We start from the raw sequence: 15566 nt of genomic DNA, 5'->3' as shown, positions 1-15566 counted from the left end.
AGGTCTGGATCAACAAACCAGAGCCGGAACCTCAAGCCGCATAACTCCCGCTGGCCTCAAATCCTTGACACGTTCCGTGCTGACCTACCAGTGGGCCGAGGGGTGGAACAGCACTGGCCGGTGGGGCTGGACCAATGATCGGCGGCTGCGGTTCAGCGGTCGTTCCGGGCCTCTGTTTGTCTGGCGTACCGATAACTGGCGGGTGCACTACGCCGAGTTCGACCGTGGCTCTGCCGGGCCTGTCCTGCCGGATTCGTTCGATGGGGTGCAGTACTCCGGCGCGCAGGCCGCCGCTTTCGACCAGGAATTGCAGTCGGCGAACCTGCAACCGCGCTGGCAGGGCGTGGACTCCCCGACTCCGGTGCGGGGGCTGCCAGTGCTGCTCGTGCTCAGCGTCCTGGCCGTGCTCCTTTTCGGACCCAACCCGGCTCGAGGTACCCGATGGTTCTGGTTCTGGGTGCTCACGGGGGCGCCGCTGGGCCTGGGACTGATTTGGTGGCTCGCCCGGGAACGCCCCTGGCATCCCGCGGTCACGCCCCCGCCGGACTCGAATGGCCGTGACCCGCGGGACCGGTGGTACGTGGGCCTGCTCATCGCGATAGCGACATCGATCGCGGCGAGCATCCTCCTGTACGGCCTACGCCAGGCACTCGGCGACTGGTACGTGCCCCCCGACGCCGCCAACTGAGTGCATCAGCCCGGCCCTTGATCACCATCCTTCTTGAGCTACGGGTACCGAACCTCTGGGACGTAGGCCGTCAGCCGCGTCCAGCGACCTCTACGAGAGTTTCCGCAGCGAGGGGTTTTCCATTGACGTCGAGTGGCGTCACCGGAACTGCCCGATCGGTCGATCTGATCACCGAGGTAGGGACGAGGAACACCCCAGAGTGAACCGGGGCACGCACAGGGGTAGGCGACCCGACCACGACAGCCGCCGCGCCAGCGGTGGACAGTTGGCCCACTAGTCCATTGAGGACTTCACTCACGCTGGGCTGGTCGCCGCCGCGTCCTGCTCCGACGGCTGCCTGGTGCCGGCCGGACAGCATGCTTTCGACATACCAGCCGGAAGGCCCGGTCCAGAGCCGTAACGTGTGCTTGTCGTCGAGCGAGACCGTGTCGGCCAGGACATAGCCGGTTGGTGGTCGCCAGTCGCGGCGTTCAGGTACAGCCGAGCTCGGGGCGACGCTGATGACCGCCGCGACGGCCAGGCAGACAGCCGAAAGCCCGATCAGGCTGCGTGCGTTCGAGCAGAGTCCGGCGAGGGCCATGATGCGATGCTCGCAGTAATCGCGGTCGGCCGGCATGTGCCGAACCTACTCGTCATCCGTCCTGTGGCCTATCCACGAGGGGTGACACCGACAAGTAGCCGATGAGCATGTGCTGCTTTGGGTGCCAGGATGGCCGGTGACGTGCGTATCAGGCAGGAGCGTCGCGGTGGACGCGCTGATCGGTCGCAGGCTCGTGAAAGTCGTGCGGCTGGCCTGGCGTCGGTCAGACGAACCGGTGGAACTCAGTGTTGGGCCGGTGCAGCTTGTATTCGCTGACGGACGAGCACTCCTGCTCGACGGCCAGAGCGACTGGACCGTCGCACTCACAGAGACCTGCCCCGGCGACGCGCAGTACAAGGCGTCAGGCCCGGATCCGCTGCTCGCCGAAGTCTGTGCCCTTGTTCAGCGTGGGGACAGGATGGCGGCGCTGCGGTACGTCCGCGAGCAGGCGCCGCGGATGAGCTTGCGGAATGCCAAGGCGTATATCGACGCGGTGAGCAAGGGAGATGAGCCCTCGGAGTGCTTGACGGGCTTCACTCGGGAGGAACCAGAGCCGCTGCCCTTAGCGATCGAGACGCTTGCCGGCCCGTATGACGAGGACGCTGGAGCATAGGCCAGCATTCAGGGTGTTGGTTGACACGCCGTTGCGCCTGCCGGGCGGGTGGCTTCCCAGGGCGGTCAGGCTGTGGCGGTGGCAGAACCCGTACGCGTTCGGCAGCTGAGCGGTCAGGAAGGTCAACAGCTGCTTCTCGTGCTCGCCTTGGCCGGAGGGAACACGGTGCCGGCGATCGCCCGGTGATCGAGGTGCTGGCCGTGTTCGTGCGTACCAACGTTCCCCAGCCTGATCCGGTGCCCGAGACAGTGCCGTCGTCGCCGCTGGACGTTCGAGCTGCGGTCACCGTTCTCGGCCGGCGTCCCGCCCCGGACGACGAGGCGAATAGTCGGGTTGATCTGTCCGGCACGCTTCTTGGCCTGGGCAACGCCCACATGCCTGAAACCGACCTGGGCGAGGTCGATCTGCCTGACGCGGACCTGCACGGCGCCCGGCTGCGTGGCGCCGACCTGCACTCCACAGACCTGACCGGGGCAGAGTTGGGCCAGATTGAGCTGGTTGACGCCGATCTGAGGACGAGTGCCCGGAATGGACCCGGCATCGCCGGGTGTTGCCCGACCACTCCGCCGAATCCGTGGACGCGATGAACCCGTCGCCCCCATCCGGCAGCGACCCTGTCCCATCGAGTGGATGCAGCCGAGTTGTCCTAGCTGCGCATACTGAACGGGTCACGCGGCAACTGGTGTCGAGTGTGGGGTGTGCTGATGGACCGTCCAGCGCGGGACCAAGACGATGAGTCCTTCTACTTCGCCGACCCGCTGGTCCCGGAGGCGCGTGAACGTAGCCCCTGGCCGGAGAGAGCATCGGCGCGGAACGATGAGGAACCCCTCGCGTATTACCCGCTCGATTCAGAATCCTGGGTGGATGACCCCGCCGACCGCGGGGGCCGGGCGTTCGACTACCACGATCCCGACAACGACGAATTTCGCGACGACCCGTTCTCCGGTGCGGGGGATAGCCCGGTAACTGATGATGAGTTGACCTTGTCGAGGCGGGGCGAATCGATCGAGGAATCAGAGTTCCTCATGCGGCTCCGAAACGATCATGAAAGAAGCCAGCGCGAGGCGGCGGGGCGGCTCTACTTGGGCGTTTCGGGTTGGATCGGTGGCCTTGCCATCGCTGGCGCTCCGGCGATAGTCGCGGTCGCGCGTTCCTACGTCCTCGCGCACGGTGATCCGCAGACAATGTTCACCATTTTGCGTAACGTCAATATCTTCGCCCTCTTGAGTGGTTATCTGTTTTGGATGGTCACTTATTGCGCGATATTCCTGTTTGCGCTCCGCCGTGTCGTCGCGCACGGCGACCTGTCATATGACAACAGCAGCGAAGTCCACCAACGGCTGCGGTACCGAGCGAGTTCGCTGTTGGGGGCGCTCGCTTTCTTGCTTCCCGTCCTTCTCGTGCCGCCCGCTGCCTGGCAGCCGGTGGCCATCGCCGGTGTGATCGCGTACGGGCTGGTGAAGGTCGGCGATCTGTGGACAAGACGGAGTTGGGCTCGCTATGCAGACAGGCACGCTCGAGTGCCACGCAGTCACGATCGGGAAGGCTGGTGGATGCGTCTCCGGCCGCGCCGGTTGCGGTTTCCGTACCTCGGTGATGCCTACCCGGTTTTCTGGGACGCCCTCATCGTGCCCTTGGTCATCGCGATCGTCGGCGCTCTCACCTTCGACTGGATGCCGCTGGAGACGGTGGAACTGGCGCCACGGGTCGCGACGACTACCGCCTACGTGCTTGATGTCGGCGAGGAGCACACTCAGCTGCTGACTCCGGATGGCCAGATCGTCATCCTCCGGAACAGCACCGTCCAAGCCCGTGCCGTCTGCCCGGCGCTGCCCCTGGGCATGACAGCAGACTTCTGGAATCGATTGTTGGACCAGCAGAGCCACAACGAGCGACTCTCATTCCTGTCGACCGTGCAGCGCGACAGGAGTGTTCTCCAGCAGGTGCTCTGGCCCAATCGGCCGGCCCCGCCAGAGCTGTGCGCCGAGCGACCCTAAGTCGCTGGATCTAAGGCGGGCCGTGGTAGCGGTGGCAGCTCGGACGGCCGCGACCTACGAGGGACGGGTGGCGCAGCCGCCCGTTGCGAGCCGTCAGGGCTGATCAACCCCTTACCGGATAGAGAGTCGGGAACGACCTCGGCCGGAGCATCCGGTCGGGGGTCTTTCGCATATCCGCTTCCGGCGAGCGGCACAGCCGAGTCGATGGCATCATGCCCTGGATCAAGGATGTTCATCGATGGAGGGGGCGACGGTGGGCGGAGCAGACAGATCAGCGACCCGACGGCGTACGCGACAGCTCACCGCCGGCGTGGTCGGCGCATTGGCCGTGTTGGCCGCGATTCCGGCACCCGCGTGGGCGGCCACGTGGTCCCCGATCCAGGTCGTGTCGGAGGCTGGTTGGAGCGGGCAGGATCAACCCTTCGTCGCGGTCGACCGGCAGGGCGATTCGCTGCTCGCCTGGGCTGGCTGTGACAGCAACGCGAGCGGCTGCTACGACCAGGTCAAGGCGCAGACCGCGTCGGTCGACGGCGTGTGGGGGCCGGTCCAGACGCTCTCGCCGCTCGGCGCGTCCGCGTCCTGGCCCAAGGTCGCGTCCGACGATGACGGCGACTCCGCGGTGGTGTGGACACAGGACGGTCTCGTGGCGGGCCGTCGGGTGTCCGCGACCGGTGAACTGGGCCCGCTGCGCACGATCGCGCCGTGGAGCGCCATCAGTCCGGCCGTCGCGGTGGATCCCTCGGGTCTGGCGCTGGTCACCTGGACGGAGATCCGTGACGGCGCGTACACGACGAAGGCCCGCTACTTCGGCGCGGACAGCTCGCTCGGCGCGGAGCTGACCCTTGGCGTCGGTGCCGACCAGCCGGTCGTGGCCGTCGACCGCACCGGAACCGCCCTCGTTGCCTGGACGGAGAACTACGAGCGGGTCGTCGCACGCCGGGTCCGCCCGGAGGGGGTCTCCGCCCTGCGCGCGATCGCCGGGGCGGGCACCGACGTCAGGTACGCCAGTGTCTCGGTCGCCCTGGACCGGGACGGGGACGCGGTGATCAGCTACCGGTGGTCGAAGGCGGGTGAGCCGCCTCGCCTGCGCGTGCGGCACTACAGCCACACCGACACGTTGGGCAGCGTCATCAGCGTGTCGCCGGCCGCCCACGAGCTGAGCCTCTTCGACGAACTCGCCGGCGACCTCGACGGTGACGCGGTGCTGACCTGGGGCCGCTGGACCTCCGGCGGCACGCAGGTCTTCGCCCGCTCGATCTCCAGCACCGGCGCCCTCGGCACGGTCACCAGGCTCGGTGCCGGCGACTGGCCGAAGGTCGCCCTGGACGACGACGGCGACGGACTCATCACCTGGCAGGCGCCCAGCCCGGACTTCTCGACCAGCCAGGTCCACGCCAGGACCATCGGGCAGGACGGCGCGTTCGGAGCGGCCGAGATCCTCGCCCCGGACGGGCGCTACGCGCAGCCGGCGTCCAGCCCGACGGGCCGATTCTCGGTCATCTGGCAGAAGGGGTCCTACCCGAGCGATATCCGGGCCCGCTTCGGTGGGCAGGCGGGCTGACCCGGCACCTTCAGAGGAACGGCACACACGGAGCACGGTGGTGAAGAACTCACGCAGCGGCGTTCCGGCCCGGTTGCTGAGCAGCATCGATGTCGCTCTCCGGCGGCCGGCAGGCCGTGAGGGGACCGCGTCACTGCATAGCGGTGGCCGGGGGATGATCGAATGATTCGGGGCAGCGGAAGGTGTACAGCGAGTAGCCACGCCCGATCTGCACGCCGACGGTGTCCGGGGACGCGGTCGGGTTCTCCTCGGACGGGCGCCAGCTGCAATGCATGCCGTTCCAGTCGCCCGAACCGACGGTGAGAATCAAGGCCATCGTGGTGCCGCAGGCAGCACAATCCATCGGGTACGGATCGGTCAGTGACCAGTTCGCGTACCCTCCGACCTTCCATCCCGGCGCCAGCGACAAGTCGCTCTGATAATGGGGGCGGCTCTCGTCCACGCCGTCATCCCACTCATCGAGCCGCTCGCGTAGGTCATCGGGGAGCAGATCCGCGTATTGGTACTCACGGACCTGCTCGGGGTGCACCACACACGGAACCGGCAGGTACATGTCGCTGATCACCGGCGGCTTGGGAGGCACTTCGAGCAGCGGGCCGACGGCGCAACTGTCGCGCCAGTAGAGAAAGACGCGAGGGCTGTAGTGCCGGTTCGAGTGGTCCACCGGGCACCACAGCACCTGGAGCAGGTCGGTGCCGTCCGGACCGGCGTAGTCCGGGATATCTCGTCGATACAGCTGCGCGACCGGGACCAGAGGGATGGGATCCTCGATCAGGTCGTCCAGGTCCAGAGCGTCGGCCGCATCGAGCTCGGCCCGCTCGTCCGCAGTCAAGAATTCCCGCCCGGCAGCGGCTCGCGGGCTTCTGTGGTCGCGAGGATCTCCCGCCTGCGGTGCAGGGCGGCCGGGGTCGTCAGGTTCCATGGCTCGTGCGCCCCGGCGTCGTCGCAGACCGGCCATACCTCGTCGGCTGGCCACAGCAGCGGTCCGCCGACCGAGCTGTCCGTAACGGTCGGAGCGCCGGGTCGGGGATGCAGGCGGGTAGCGGTGAGCGAATGCTCCCGCAGTTCGGGGAAGAGCGCGGTGATGTCCAGGGGGCGCGGGGGCGTGGTGCGGACCATAGAAGTGGATCTTATGGCCAACGCCAGCCGACAGCAGGCTTGATCTTCCGCACCGCGGACAGGTGTACAGTATTGCTGTATAGCTCGGAGGGGAATTCGTAGGAGATGCCGTGTTGCTCACCAAACATGCTCACGCTTGTGTGACCTTCGCCGACCGGGGCGGCGTTCTGCTCATCGATCCCGGGACGTTCACGCCGAATGCCGCAGAGCTGATCTCGGGCGCGACCGCCATCCTCGTGACGCACGAGCACTTCGACCACTTCGACCGTGCCGCCGTCGCGTTGGAGCTCGATCGGCGGCCAGAGCTGACGGTGTACGGGCCGGCCGCTGTTCGGCAGGAGCTGGGAGACCGCGGCGGGCAGGTCGTAACCGTCCGTGCCGGCGATCGTCTGGAGGTTGCCGGATTTGAGGTCGAGGTGCACGGCGAACGGCATGCCGTGATCCACGAGGACATTCCAATCGTGGACAACGTCGGCTATCTGGTCCAAGGTCGGGTCTTCCATCCTGGAGACTCCTACGCGGTGCCGGACGCGAAGGTCGAGACGCTGCTGTTGCCCACGAGTGGCCCGTGGACCAAGCTCGGCGAGGCCGCCGAGTTTGTCCGGGCGGTACGTCCGGCCAGGATGATTCAGGTGCATGAGCTGATGCTCAGCGAGCTCGGGCAGACCTCGGCTCGACGGCTACTCGGCGAAGAGGGACTGACCGGCCTCCCGCTCGAAATCCTTCCCGAAGGTGAGTCCTCCGCCGTGTGAGGCGATTGTCGTACTCGCCGGGGCCGGTAGTGGCGGCGCTGCTACTCGACGAGTTTCGTGAGCAGCTGCGGGATGTGAGCGAGGGCCTCACGATCGTCCTCGTCGAGTCGCAGGGCGATCGCCTGCGCGAGCCAGTCGCGGCGGGCGGCGCGGTCCGCGTCCACGGCTGCCTGCCCGGCCTCGGTGAGGGAGATGACGAAACCGCGCGCGTCCGCCGGGTTCGGTGCCCGGTCGGCCAAGCCGAGTTGCTCCAGGTCACCGACCATCCGGCTCATGGTCTGATGTCGTACGCCGCGTCGGGCCGCGAGTTCGGCGATGGTCTGCGGGCCGTTCCGCACGAGCTGTCCGAGAACCTCGGCCCGAGGCGTGAGCAGAGTCTTGGTCTCCGTGCGGGTGGATCGCACGAATCGGCCGACAGCTTCACGTAGCGCCTCAGCTAGATCCTGGTACTGATGTTCATCCACGGCCACGGCACGACCGTACAACGGAGCTGTACAAGTGTGCGCCGCGTAGCTGTGCTTCGCCCCTACGCCGGTTTTCCGGGTCCTGGCGGACCTCGAAGTCATAGCCCGTCGGAGCGATTCAACGTCAACACAGCAGCCTTCCATCTCGGAGCGTCGGTCCGAGACGGCGCGGCGACGTCGGAGGTCGTAGAGCGCCACGTCCTGCGCCCTGGCCAGGAGCAGGCGGTTCGTCGGGGGTATCAGCGACGCCAGAACTGGCGGGGTGCGAACCCTTCCCGTCGCAGCCAGTGCTCGGTATAGACGATCCGCTCGGCCTCGACGACCACCAGGGTGTCCTCGGGAGGCTCGGACAGCAGTCGCCCGCGCTCGGCGTGCTCGTTCTCCCATCGGAACGCCTCCCAGTAGTGCGCACGCTCCGGATGGCCTGGGTCGAGCACTCTGGCAGCTCCGAACAGCTGAGCGCCGCGGCTGCTGGCCAGCCCGACCAGCGGCGCGAATATCCCGACGGACACCCGCGGATCGGCGGCGATGTTCCGCATCTTCGGTGAACGCGGCGCGGCCGTGAACAGCACCGCGAAGTCGAGCGAGTAGTACCGCACCGGGGTGGCCAGCGGCCCGTCCGGACCCGTGGTCGCGAGCACGCACATGTTCTGCGACGAAAGCAGGTTGAGAATGCGCTCTTCAAGCCGTTCAGGATCGAGCCGCTTCGCCGGCGTGGGCCCGGCCAGCCACGGATTCGTCAACGGCATGCGGCGTCCTCGATCATGGCGGGCACCCTACCCACCTAGCCTGCCCATCGGCTACCAAGATCGGCAGGACCTGCCCTGGCCCGGGATCATCCGGTGTTCGTTCTCGCCCCGCCCGTAGGTGGCTGGTCGTCGAGGACGAGGCCCCGCAGGCGGTTCGCCACGAGAGCGCTGTCGGGTCCGGACGCGGACCAGCCTCCATGGCGATCATCGACGTCTCCCGCTACGATCCGATGTCGGAAGATTACTGAGCGTCGATGTTCGTTGGCCGCAAGCCCTGGACGCTGGCAATCCGGTGCCGCTACGAACGTGGTGTCGGCCGGAGGATCACGCCGTCTCGACGAAGGGAATCCGGATGACAGGGAGCGCGCAGACCACCGGGAGCCGAACCGTTCCGCCGGCCCGGCCGTACCCGTTCAGCGTGCCCGACGGCCTCGTCGTCGATCCGACCTATGGCGAGCTGCGCGAGCACGAGCCGATGACCCGGGTAAAGCTCCCCTACGGCGAGGAGGCCTGGCTCGCCACCCGGTACGAGGACGTCCGTACGGTCCTCGGTGACGTGCGGTTCGGCCGCGCCCCGGCCGTCCAGCGCGACGAGCCCAGGCTCACCCCGCGCCAGCAGTACAGCGGCATGCTGACCATGGACCCGCCCGATCACACTCGGCTGCGCCGGCTGGTGGCGAAGGCGTTCACGGCACGTCGGGTGGAGGCGCTGCGACCCCGAACCCACCAGATCGCCGACGTACTGGTCGACAACCTGGTCCGCCTCGGTCCCCCGGCCGACCTGGTGGAGCACGTCGCCACGCCGCTGCCGATCCAGGTGATCTGCGAGCTGCTCGGGGTCCCGTACGCCGACCGCGACCGCTTCCACCTCTGGTCCGAGGCGATCGTCTCGACCACCTCCCTGCCCATGGAGACGATTCAGGAGTATCTGAACAATCTCTGGGGCTACATAGGTGATTTGGTCGCGGAGCGCCGCCGCGAGCCGGGGATCGACGACCTGCTTGGCGCGTTGGTGCGGGCCCGCGACGAGAATCAGGATCGGCTCAGCGAGACCGAGCTGGTGGAGCTGGCCGGAGGGCTGCTCGCGGCCGGCCACGAGACCACGGTGACCCAGATCCCCAACTTCATCTACGTCCTGCTGCACAATCCGGACCAGCTCGCTCGGCTGCGGGCCGACCCGTCGCTGGTGCCGGCCGCGGTCGAGGAACTGTTGCGGTACGTGCCGCTCGGCGTCGGCTCCTCCTTCGCCCGGTACGCCAAGGAGGACGTCGAGGTCGGCGGGGTGCTGGTCCGAGCAGGTGAGCCGGTTCTCGGCTCACTGTCGTCGGCGAATCGGGACGGTACCGTCTTCGCCGACCCGGACCGGTTGGATCTCGACCGCGAGCAGAACCCGCACCTGGGCTTCGGGCACGGTGTACACCACTGCGTCGGCGCGCAGTTGGCCCGCATGGAACTGCAGGTCGCCGTCGCCACCCTCGTGACTCGCCTGCCTGGACTGCGGCTCGCCGTAACGGAAGCCGAGCTGGAGTGGAAGCGTGGCATGTTGGTGCGGGGCCTTCTTGGCATGCCGGTGGCCTGGTGAGTACCGAGTGGCGGATCGGGGTGGACTCACGCCGCTGCATCGGCACGAGCATCTGCGCCGGTACCGCGCCCGAGCACTTCCGCCTGGTCGGCGGCCTGTCCGCGCCGCTGGCCGACGTCGTCGCCCCGGCCGAGGTGATCCTCGACGCGGCCGACTCGTGCCCGGTGGAGGCGATCACGGTCCGCGACGTCACCGATGATCGGCTGATCGCGCCGCAGGAGTGACCCGAAGTGGAGCCCGGGGGAAGACCCCGCGTGGCTCGGAATATCCATTGCCATCCGATCGGCGCAGCACCTACCTTGAATGAGCAAGGCCGTCCCGACAAACCCAAGGAGTTCCCCGTGTTGCAGTACGCCTACACCGTGACCACGCGGTTCATACCGCGCGGCGGTGTCGTGCTGCCCTCAATTGGGCGAGCCCACGATCTCTGCGCAAGTGAGCAGAACTGGAAGCCGGGGTGGCGGTGCGAATAGCGCCAGCGCAAGCTGCGAAGCCGCCCACCCGGACAGGGATAGGGCGGCTTTCTCGTTACTGGAACAACTTCATAGGGGCGTAGCTCAACTGGTAGAGCACCGGTCTCCAAAACCGAAGGTTGCAGGTTCGATTCCTGCCGCCCCTGCTTCTCGTCCCGGCTGCGGTCGGCGGCGTTGCAGGTTTTCAACTCCACAGTGGATGGCATAAGCAAACCCCGGCCGGCGCCTGCCTGGGCCGGCCGGGGGCACCACCTCCGGGACGAGGGAGACGGCTGACCCGCTCGCTTTGGGAGCGAGAGACACGGGGTTCGACACCCCGGTCCCGGACCATGGGGTTGTAGCTCAGCTGGGAGAGCGCCGGTTCGGCAGACCGGAGGTCGAGGGTTCGAATCCCTTCTTCTCCACGCATTCATGCCCTCCTGGTGTAACCGGTAGCGCGCGGCAGTGAAGTCCGCGAGTGCTCCGTTCGAGTCGGGGGAGGGCGCGCTGGCGGCGATCGTGGGCACGCGACCACGATCCCCGCCAGCTCCTGGGCCGTTGGAGCAAGCTGGCAGCTCACCTGGTTCTCAGCCAGGAGGTTACGGGTTCGAGCCCCGTACGGCCTACGCAAGCGAAATGCCATGCGGTCGTGGTGAACTTGGCGGACACGTCGGTCTTCCAAACCGAAGAAGCGGGGTCGGTGCCCGCCGACCGCTCAACCGTTCCGGGATGCTCTGCGCACGCAACTCCCTGGTAGGGAGCAGGTCGCCGGTTCGACTCCGGCCGACGGATCCACGCGGTTGTAGCTCAGCTGGTAGAGCGCGACGTTGCCAACGTCGAGGTCGCCCGTTCGATCCGGGTCAGCCGCTCCAAGCACCAACGGCCACGAGGGAAAGGAGGACCCGGTGGACGCCGTTCTCGTCCTCATCGCCGACCTGGGACCGCCGCACCGGGTCCCCATCAATGCCCCGCTGGCCCTCTATGCCGATGTAGCTCAACGGCAGAGCATCCGGCTCATAACCGGAAGGCCCCCGGATCGACACCGGGCGTCGGCACCACGCGCTCGTGGTGGAACTCAGGTAGACACGCACGGCTCAGACCCGTGTGCCGAAGGGCGTGGGGGTTCGAGTCCCCCCGAGCGCACGCATGGCCGACGGCGGAGTGGAGTCGCCCTGGGGTACACAGGGAGAACCGGTTCGTCTCCGCCCGAATTCACTCGCCGGCCGCTGGCCGGTCCCATGCTGGCGTAGCTCAGCGGCTTGAGCACCTCGTTGTCAGCGAGGCGGTCGCGGGTTCGAGTCCCGCCGTCAGGTCGTCGTGGCCAAGCTGGTTAAGGCACTGCGCTGATAACGCAGAGATCGGGGGTTCAACTCCCCCCGACGACACCATGCCCCCGTGGCTCAGCGGATAGAGCACCAGATTACGGATCTGGGGGTCGCGCGTTCGAATCGCGCCGGGGGCACGCATCGGGAGGTAGCGCAGTCGGTAGCGCGCCGGTCTGGGGGACCGGAGGCCGTCGGTTCGCGCTCGGCCGTCCCGAGTCATGGTGAGGCCACCCGACAGGTGACGGGCGCCGCCTCGAAAGCGGACAGGGCCGCAAGGCCTTGGGGGTTCGACTCCCTCCCTCACCGCCGTGCGCCGCTAGCTGAGTGGCTTAGCACCGGACTCTTAATCCGGGGACCGGAGTTCGATCCTCCGGCGGCGTACCAACGTGCCCCGCTAGCTCAGCTGATAGAGCACCGCACTCCTAAAGCGGGTGTCGCTGGTTCGAGTCCAGCGCGGGGCGCAGCACGATGCCGCCGGTGCCTGATGGCTGGGCTCCGGACTTCCAATCCGGACATCGCGGGTTCGAATCCCGCCCCCACTCCCGCCCCGGTAGCTCAGCGGGAGAGCGTCGGCTCGACAAGCCGAAGGCCGCTGGTTCGACACCAGCTCGGGGCACGCAGACGCGCGTTCGGTTATGGATGGGCCGGCCCCTAGCCTTTCAAGCTGGTGAAGTGGGTTCGAATTCCGCACGCGCGACCGATCCGGCGTCGCCCAATCGGTAGGGCAGCGAACTGTTAATCCGTACAGGTACTGGTTCGAGTCCAGTCGTCGGAGCAATGGAGGGGTCCCGGCGGTCACGGGGACACCGTTGGAAACGGTGTAGGGGGCGCAAGTCTCCTCGTGGGTTCGAATCCCATCCCTTCCGCGTACGCCCGCGTAGCTCAACGGGAGAGCACCTGGTCCACACCCAGGGGGTCGGAGGTTCGACACCTTCCGCGGGCACTGGCCACCAGGCCGAAGTTGTGGCTGTAGCTCAGCGGTGGAGCGCCGGAGTCACCCCAAGGGAGTGCGCCACCGATGGTGAGGTGGGCCGGGCTGTAACCCCGGTGCGTTCGCGCTCAGGGAGTTCGAATCTCTCCACTCCCACGCATGCCCGCGTAGCTCAGGGAGTAGAGCACCAGCTTCCGGAGCTGGGTGTCCGGGGGTTCGATTCCCTCCGCGGGCGCTTCTGCCTGGTCGTGTGCCCGAGTGGTGAGGGAGCGGTCTGCAAAACCGCTTACGCCGGTTCGATTCCGGTCACGGCCTCGACTGCCATCCACTGCGGACAGCGAGCGTCACCAGCAACGATCTCACCTGTGTGAGCAGCGCCGAGCCGGTGGTGTTGGCGCCGCCCGAAGACTGAACCCGTGGTTCCGCGCGCAGGTGTGGACACCCAGCCCGCCGATCAGGACGCTGGTACCTGCGGAGTTAGGTGGGATCTCGGCTGCGGGCTGACCCGGGAACGGCATGCTTGAATCCGAGTCTGGTAAGTAGTAACTTACCGTTCGTGGTGGCTTACCAACCTGGTGATGGATGGGACGCGCTCGGCGATCCAACGAGACGCGCCATCGTCGCGTGCCTGGCCGAACGACCCCGCGCCGTCGGCGAACTCGCGGAAGTCCTGCCGGTCAGCAGGCCGGCGGTTTCCCAACACCTCAGAGTGCTCAAAGACGCCGGCCTCGTTACCGACCGCGCCGCCGGCACCCGCAGGGTCTACCGGCTGAACCCCGCAGGCGTCGCCGCCCTTCGCGACCAGCTCGACACGTACTGGAACCGCGCCCTCAAAGGCTTTCAGGACGCCGCCGAACAACCCACCGAGGAGTAGTCATGACGGACACCACCGCAGTCGTCGTGCGCCGGCACATCATCGTGCAGGCACCAATTGAGCGAGCATTCACCGTGTTCACCGAACGGTTCGGCGACTTCAAACCGCGCGAGCACACCCTGCTCGCCGCCGCGACCGCCGAAACCGTCTTCGAACCGAGAGTCGGCGGCCACATCTACGACCGCAGCGCCGACGGCGAGGAATGCCGATGGGCACGGGTCCTGGCCTACGACCCCCCGAAGCGCGTCGTGTTCAGCTGGGACATCAGCCCAACCTGGCAGCTCGAGACCGACCTCGACCACACCAGCGAAGTCGAGGTCACCTTCATCGCCGAAACTCCGGACCGCACCCGGGTCGAATTGGAGCACCGCAACCTCGACCGGCACGGCCCTGGCTGGCCCGCGGTCCGCGACGGCGTTACCCACGACGAAGGCTGGCCGCTCTACCTGGCCCGCTACGCCGAGCTGTTCACCGAGGGCAATTGAACGTCGAGATTCGCTCCCGAGCGTTGTCTGGATGCGCCTCGGCTGGGAGCCGCTCAGGCTGGACCGGATTCCTCCATCGGCAGGTGCAGGTGTTGTAGCTCCTCCGGTACCGGTAGGTCCGGCCGGTAGACCAGCAGTGGTGGTTCGCTGCCGGTGTCGGCCCGGGCGGCGGGAGCATCGGCCAGCGAGAACTGGTCCCGGAGCCGGCCGAAGAAGTCGTCAACATCCGCGACGATGAGCTTCGCACGGCGGCGGGCAGGGTAGACGGCGACCCAGTCGCCGGGATCGAGGATGCCGTGTACGCGCCCGTCGACGACGACAGCGACCTGACCTGATCGAGGGAGCACTTGCACACCCACGGGTTCGTCCGGAGCCGTGACCATGCTGCGGTTGAACGCCATGTGCGGGGCGACCGGGGTGAATACGAGGGCGTTGAGGCGCGGCGACAGGACCGGTCCGCCCGCAGCAAAGGAGTACGCGGTGGAGCCCGTCGGCGAGGCGACCATGACGCCGTCGGCGGAGTAGGTGGCGAACAGCCGCCCTGACAGGTACACCGCCACGCTGGTCTGCCGGTCCCGGCCCAGTTTTTCGAACACGACGTCGTTGAGGGCGCTCAGTCCCAACGGGACACCCCAACCCACCTGATCGGGCGTACCCGGCCGGGGAACGGGCGGGACGGGATCGGGACCACGGCCGTAGCGCAGCAGGGTCCGAAGCTCCGATGGAACGTGTAGCGGTCGCGACGCCCGCAGGGTGAGCAGCATGCGTTCCTGGGTGGGTGCGCGTCCGGCGAGGGCGGCGCCGAGCACCCTCGGCAGGTCCGTGGCTGCGAACGGGGTGAGGAATCCGACCCGGCCGGCCTTCACGCCGAGAACCGGTGCGTCGGCCTCGACGGCGACGGCCAACCCGCGCAGAAGGGTTCCGTCACCGCCGATGGTGACGACGAGCTGCGGTCGCTGCGCCATGCCGGCCAGCACGTCAGCGGGGCTCTGCTCGTCCTGCCAGACGTCCAGTGCCTGCGACGCGGCACCGTGCTCGGCGCAGATCCGCGACACCATTTCCGCTGTCTCGGCGGCCTGGGGCCTGGTCGGGTGTACGACGACGGCAACGAGCATCCGATTTTCCACGCCCTCTCGGCTATCGACTTCCTCTGACGATGAACACTGCGGCAACACTCTACGTATAGGGTCCACGTCAAGGCGTGAGGCAGCCCGTCATCACCGGCACCCGCGCGCGCCGACGGGAACTCAGGTCTAGCGGTGGCACACCTGCGCAGCTACGTGTCACCGGACGCACGCTGGACGTTGGCTCGCGCTTCGGAACGTGTCAAGGATTTGAGGCCAGCGGGAGTTATGCGGCTTGAGGTTCCGGCTCTGGTTTGTTGATCCAGACCT

General features: G+C 67.4%; 16 protein-coding genes and 24 tRNA genes. 34 read left to right on the top strand and 6 right to left on the bottom strand.

From position 1 onward, the window contains the following. The first annotated feature begins 64 nt into the window (after positions 1-64). Entirely contained in the window at positions 65-688 is a 624-nt protein-coding gene (locus ACFQGL_RS31970; protein ID WP_377516369.1) for a hypothetical protein, read from the top strand. A gap of 70 nt (positions 689-758) precedes the next feature. On the opposite strand, the gene ACFQGL_RS31965 is transcribed toward ACFQGL_RS31970, so the two are convergent. Then, entirely contained in the window at positions 759-1304 is a 546-nt protein-coding gene (locus tag ACFQGL_RS31965; protein ID WP_377516368.1) for a hypothetical protein, read from the bottom strand. A gap of 130 nt (positions 1305-1434) precedes the next feature. Here ACFQGL_RS31965 and ACFQGL_RS31960 point away from each other — a divergent pair, with 130 nt between their 5' ends. From ACFQGL_RS31960 to ACFQGL_RS31945, 4 genes are all read left to right on the top strand, one after another. Beyond that, a complete protein-coding gene (locus tag ACFQGL_RS31960) occupies positions 1435-1881 on the top strand; it encodes a hypothetical protein (protein ID WP_377516367.1) in 447 nt (148 codons plus the stop codon). A 182-nt stretch (positions 1882-2063) separates the two neighbouring features. Beyond that, on the top strand, positions 2064-2468 hold the full coding sequence (locus ACFQGL_RS31955; RefSeq protein WP_377516366.1) for a pentapeptide repeat-containing protein: 405 nt from the start codon (positions 2064-2066) through the stop codon (positions 2466-2468). A 117-nt stretch (positions 2469-2585) separates the two neighbouring features. Then, positions 2586-3878 (top strand): hypothetical protein, encoded by a 1293-nt coding sequence (locus ACFQGL_RS31950; protein WP_377516365.1) that lies wholly within the window; start codon positions 2586-2588, stop codon positions 3876-3878. Between the two features lie 238 nt (positions 3879-4116). Then, positions 4117-5439: a hypothetical protein gene (locus ACFQGL_RS31945; protein WP_377516364.1), complete on the top strand. Its 1323-nt coding sequence runs from the start codon at positions 4117-4119 to the stop codon at positions 5437-5439. Between the two features lie 130 nt (positions 5440-5569). Here ACFQGL_RS31945 and ACFQGL_RS31940 read toward each other — a convergent pair whose 3' ends face one another. Both ACFQGL_RS31940 and ACFQGL_RS31935 read right to left on the bottom strand, forming a co-directional pair. Continuing rightward, positions 5570-6271: a hypothetical protein gene (locus tag ACFQGL_RS31940; protein ID WP_377516363.1), complete on the bottom strand. Its 702-nt coding sequence runs from the start codon at positions 6269-6271 to the stop codon at positions 5570-5572. Beyond that, positions 6268-6558, bottom strand: coding sequence for a hypothetical protein (locus ACFQGL_RS31935; protein ID WP_377516362.1), 291 nt, complete (start codon positions 6556-6558; stop codon positions 6268-6270). The genes ACFQGL_RS31940 and ACFQGL_RS31935 overlap by 4 nt, the downstream gene beginning before the upstream one ends. A gap of 110 nt (positions 6559-6668) precedes the next feature. Between ACFQGL_RS31935 and ACFQGL_RS31930 the strand changes: the two genes are divergently transcribed. After that, positions 6669-7310, top strand: coding sequence for an MBL fold metallo-hydrolase (locus tag ACFQGL_RS31930; RefSeq protein ID WP_377516361.1), 642 nt, complete (start codon positions 6669-6671; stop codon positions 7308-7310). Positions 7311-7351: 41 nt separating this feature from the next. Here ACFQGL_RS31930 and ACFQGL_RS31925 read toward each other — a convergent pair whose 3' ends face one another. Beyond that, on the bottom strand, positions 7352-7714 hold the full coding sequence (locus ACFQGL_RS31925) for a MarR family winged helix-turn-helix transcriptional regulator (protein ID WP_377516360.1): 363 nt from the start codon (positions 7712-7714) through the stop codon (positions 7352-7354). 299 nt (positions 7715-8013) lie between these two features. Then, positions 8014-8523 (bottom strand): pyridoxamine 5'-phosphate oxidase family protein, encoded by a 510-nt coding sequence (locus ACFQGL_RS31920; RefSeq protein ID WP_377516359.1) that lies wholly within the window; start codon positions 8521-8523, stop codon positions 8014-8016. A gap of 352 nt (positions 8524-8875) precedes the next feature. Between ACFQGL_RS31920 and ACFQGL_RS31915 the strand changes: the two genes are divergently transcribed. The 28 genes from ACFQGL_RS31915 to ACFQGL_RS31780 all read left to right on the top strand — a co-directional run bounded on the left by ACFQGL_RS31915 (position 8876) and on the right by ACFQGL_RS31780 (position 14172). Then, entirely contained in the window at positions 8876-10105 is a 1230-nt protein-coding gene (locus tag ACFQGL_RS31915) for a cytochrome P450 (protein ID WP_377516358.1), read from the top strand. Further along, entirely contained in the window at positions 10102-10329 is a 228-nt protein-coding gene (locus tag ACFQGL_RS31910) for a ferredoxin (protein WP_377516357.1), read from the top strand. The genes ACFQGL_RS31915 and ACFQGL_RS31910 overlap by 4 nt, the downstream gene beginning before the upstream one ends. Before the next feature lie 322 nt (positions 10330-10651). Then, positions 10652-10724 (top strand) — tRNA-Trp (locus ACFQGL_RS31905). 108 nt (positions 10725-10832) lie between these two features. Beyond that, positions 10833-10908, top strand: a tRNA-Pro gene (locus tag ACFQGL_RS31900). A 1-nt stretch (position 10909) separates the two neighbouring features. Further along, positions 10910-10982: transfer RNA gene (locus ACFQGL_RS31895), tRNA-Ala, on the top strand. Positions 10983-11109: 127 nt separating this feature from the next. Further along, positions 11110-11183: transfer RNA gene (locus ACFQGL_RS31890), tRNA-Glu, on the top strand. Positions 11184-11200: 17 nt separating this feature from the next. Beyond that, a tRNA-Gly gene (locus ACFQGL_RS31885) sits at positions 11201-11273 on the top strand. 80 nt (positions 11274-11353) lie between these two features. Further along, positions 11354-11429, top strand: a tRNA-Gly gene (locus ACFQGL_RS31880). A 111-nt stretch (positions 11430-11540) separates the two neighbouring features. Next, positions 11541-11615 (top strand) — tRNA-Met (locus tag ACFQGL_RS31875). 1 nt (position 11616) lies between these two features. Then, positions 11617-11700: transfer RNA gene (locus ACFQGL_RS31870), tRNA-Leu, on the top strand. Positions 11701-11797: 97 nt separating this feature from the next. Beyond that, positions 11798-11870, top strand: a tRNA-Asp gene (locus tag ACFQGL_RS31865). Further along, a tRNA-Ile gene (locus tag ACFQGL_RS31860) sits at positions 11869-11945 on the top strand. Before ACFQGL_RS31865 ends, ACFQGL_RS31860 begins: the two co-directional genes overlap by 2 nt. Before the next feature lies 1 nt (position 11946). Next, positions 11947-12019: transfer RNA gene (locus tag ACFQGL_RS31855), tRNA-Arg, on the top strand. 5 nt (positions 12020-12024) lie between these two features. After that, a tRNA-Pro gene (locus tag ACFQGL_RS31850) sits at positions 12025-12097 on the top strand. Between the two features lie 5 nt (positions 12098-12102). After that, positions 12103-12188: transfer RNA gene (locus ACFQGL_RS31845), tRNA-Ser, on the top strand. A gap of 4 nt (positions 12189-12192) precedes the next feature. Then, a tRNA-Lys gene (locus ACFQGL_RS31840) sits at positions 12193-12266 on the top strand. 4 nt (positions 12267-12270) lie between these two features. Further along, positions 12271-12343 (top strand) — tRNA-Arg (locus ACFQGL_RS31835). 15 nt (positions 12344-12358) lie between these two features. Next, a tRNA-Gly gene (locus tag ACFQGL_RS31830) sits at positions 12359-12421 on the top strand. 5 nt (positions 12422-12426) lie between these two features. After that, a tRNA-Val gene (locus tag ACFQGL_RS31825) sits at positions 12427-12498 on the top strand. Between the two features lie 6 nt (positions 12499-12504). Then, positions 12505-12579, top strand: a tRNA-Glu gene (locus ACFQGL_RS31820). Positions 12580-12583: 4 nt separating this feature from the next. Further along, positions 12584-12657 (top strand) — tRNA-Asn (locus tag ACFQGL_RS31815). A gap of 4 nt (positions 12658-12661) precedes the next feature. After that, a tRNA-Ser gene (locus ACFQGL_RS31810) sits at positions 12662-12748 on the top strand. Positions 12749-12753: 5 nt separating this feature from the next. Then, positions 12754-12825 (top strand) — tRNA-Val (locus tag ACFQGL_RS31805). A 60-nt stretch (positions 12826-12885) separates the two neighbouring features. Then, positions 12886-12969: transfer RNA gene (locus tag ACFQGL_RS31800), tRNA-Tyr, on the top strand. Positions 12970-12974: 5 nt separating this feature from the next. Next, positions 12975-13048, top strand: a tRNA-Arg gene (locus ACFQGL_RS31795). 9 nt (positions 13049-13057) lie between these two features. Further along, positions 13058-13128: transfer RNA gene (locus ACFQGL_RS31790), tRNA-Cys, on the top strand. A 217-nt stretch (positions 13129-13345) separates the two neighbouring features. Next, positions 13346-13687 (top strand): ArsR/SmtB family transcription factor, encoded by a 342-nt coding sequence (locus ACFQGL_RS31785; protein ID WP_377516371.1) that lies wholly within the window; start codon positions 13346-13348, stop codon positions 13685-13687. 2 nt (positions 13688-13689) lie between these two features. Continuing rightward, complete coding sequence (locus ACFQGL_RS31780; RefSeq protein ID WP_377516356.1) at positions 13690-14172, top strand: SRPBCC family protein; 483 nt, start codon at positions 13690-13692, stop codon at positions 14170-14172. 53 nt (positions 14173-14225) lie between these two features. Here the strand turns inward: ACFQGL_RS31780 and ACFQGL_RS31775 are convergent, their stop codons facing one another. Beyond that, positions 14226-15287 carry an NAD(+)/NADH kinase gene (locus ACFQGL_RS31775; protein WP_377516355.1) on the bottom strand — a complete coding sequence of 354 codons (1062 nt, stop codon included), beginning with the start codon at positions 15285-15287 and terminating at the stop codon, positions 14226-14228. Between the last annotated feature and the right edge of the window lie 279 nt (positions 15288-15566).

The organism is Micromonospora vulcania (assembly GCF_042658605.1).
In the GTDB taxonomy this organism is placed as follows: Bacteria; Actinomycetota; Actinomycetes; order Mycobacteriales; family Micromonosporaceae; genus Micromonospora; species Micromonospora vulcania.
Note: the sequence above shows the minus strand (reverse complement) of the source record. Positions and strands in the feature narration are given on the sequence as shown.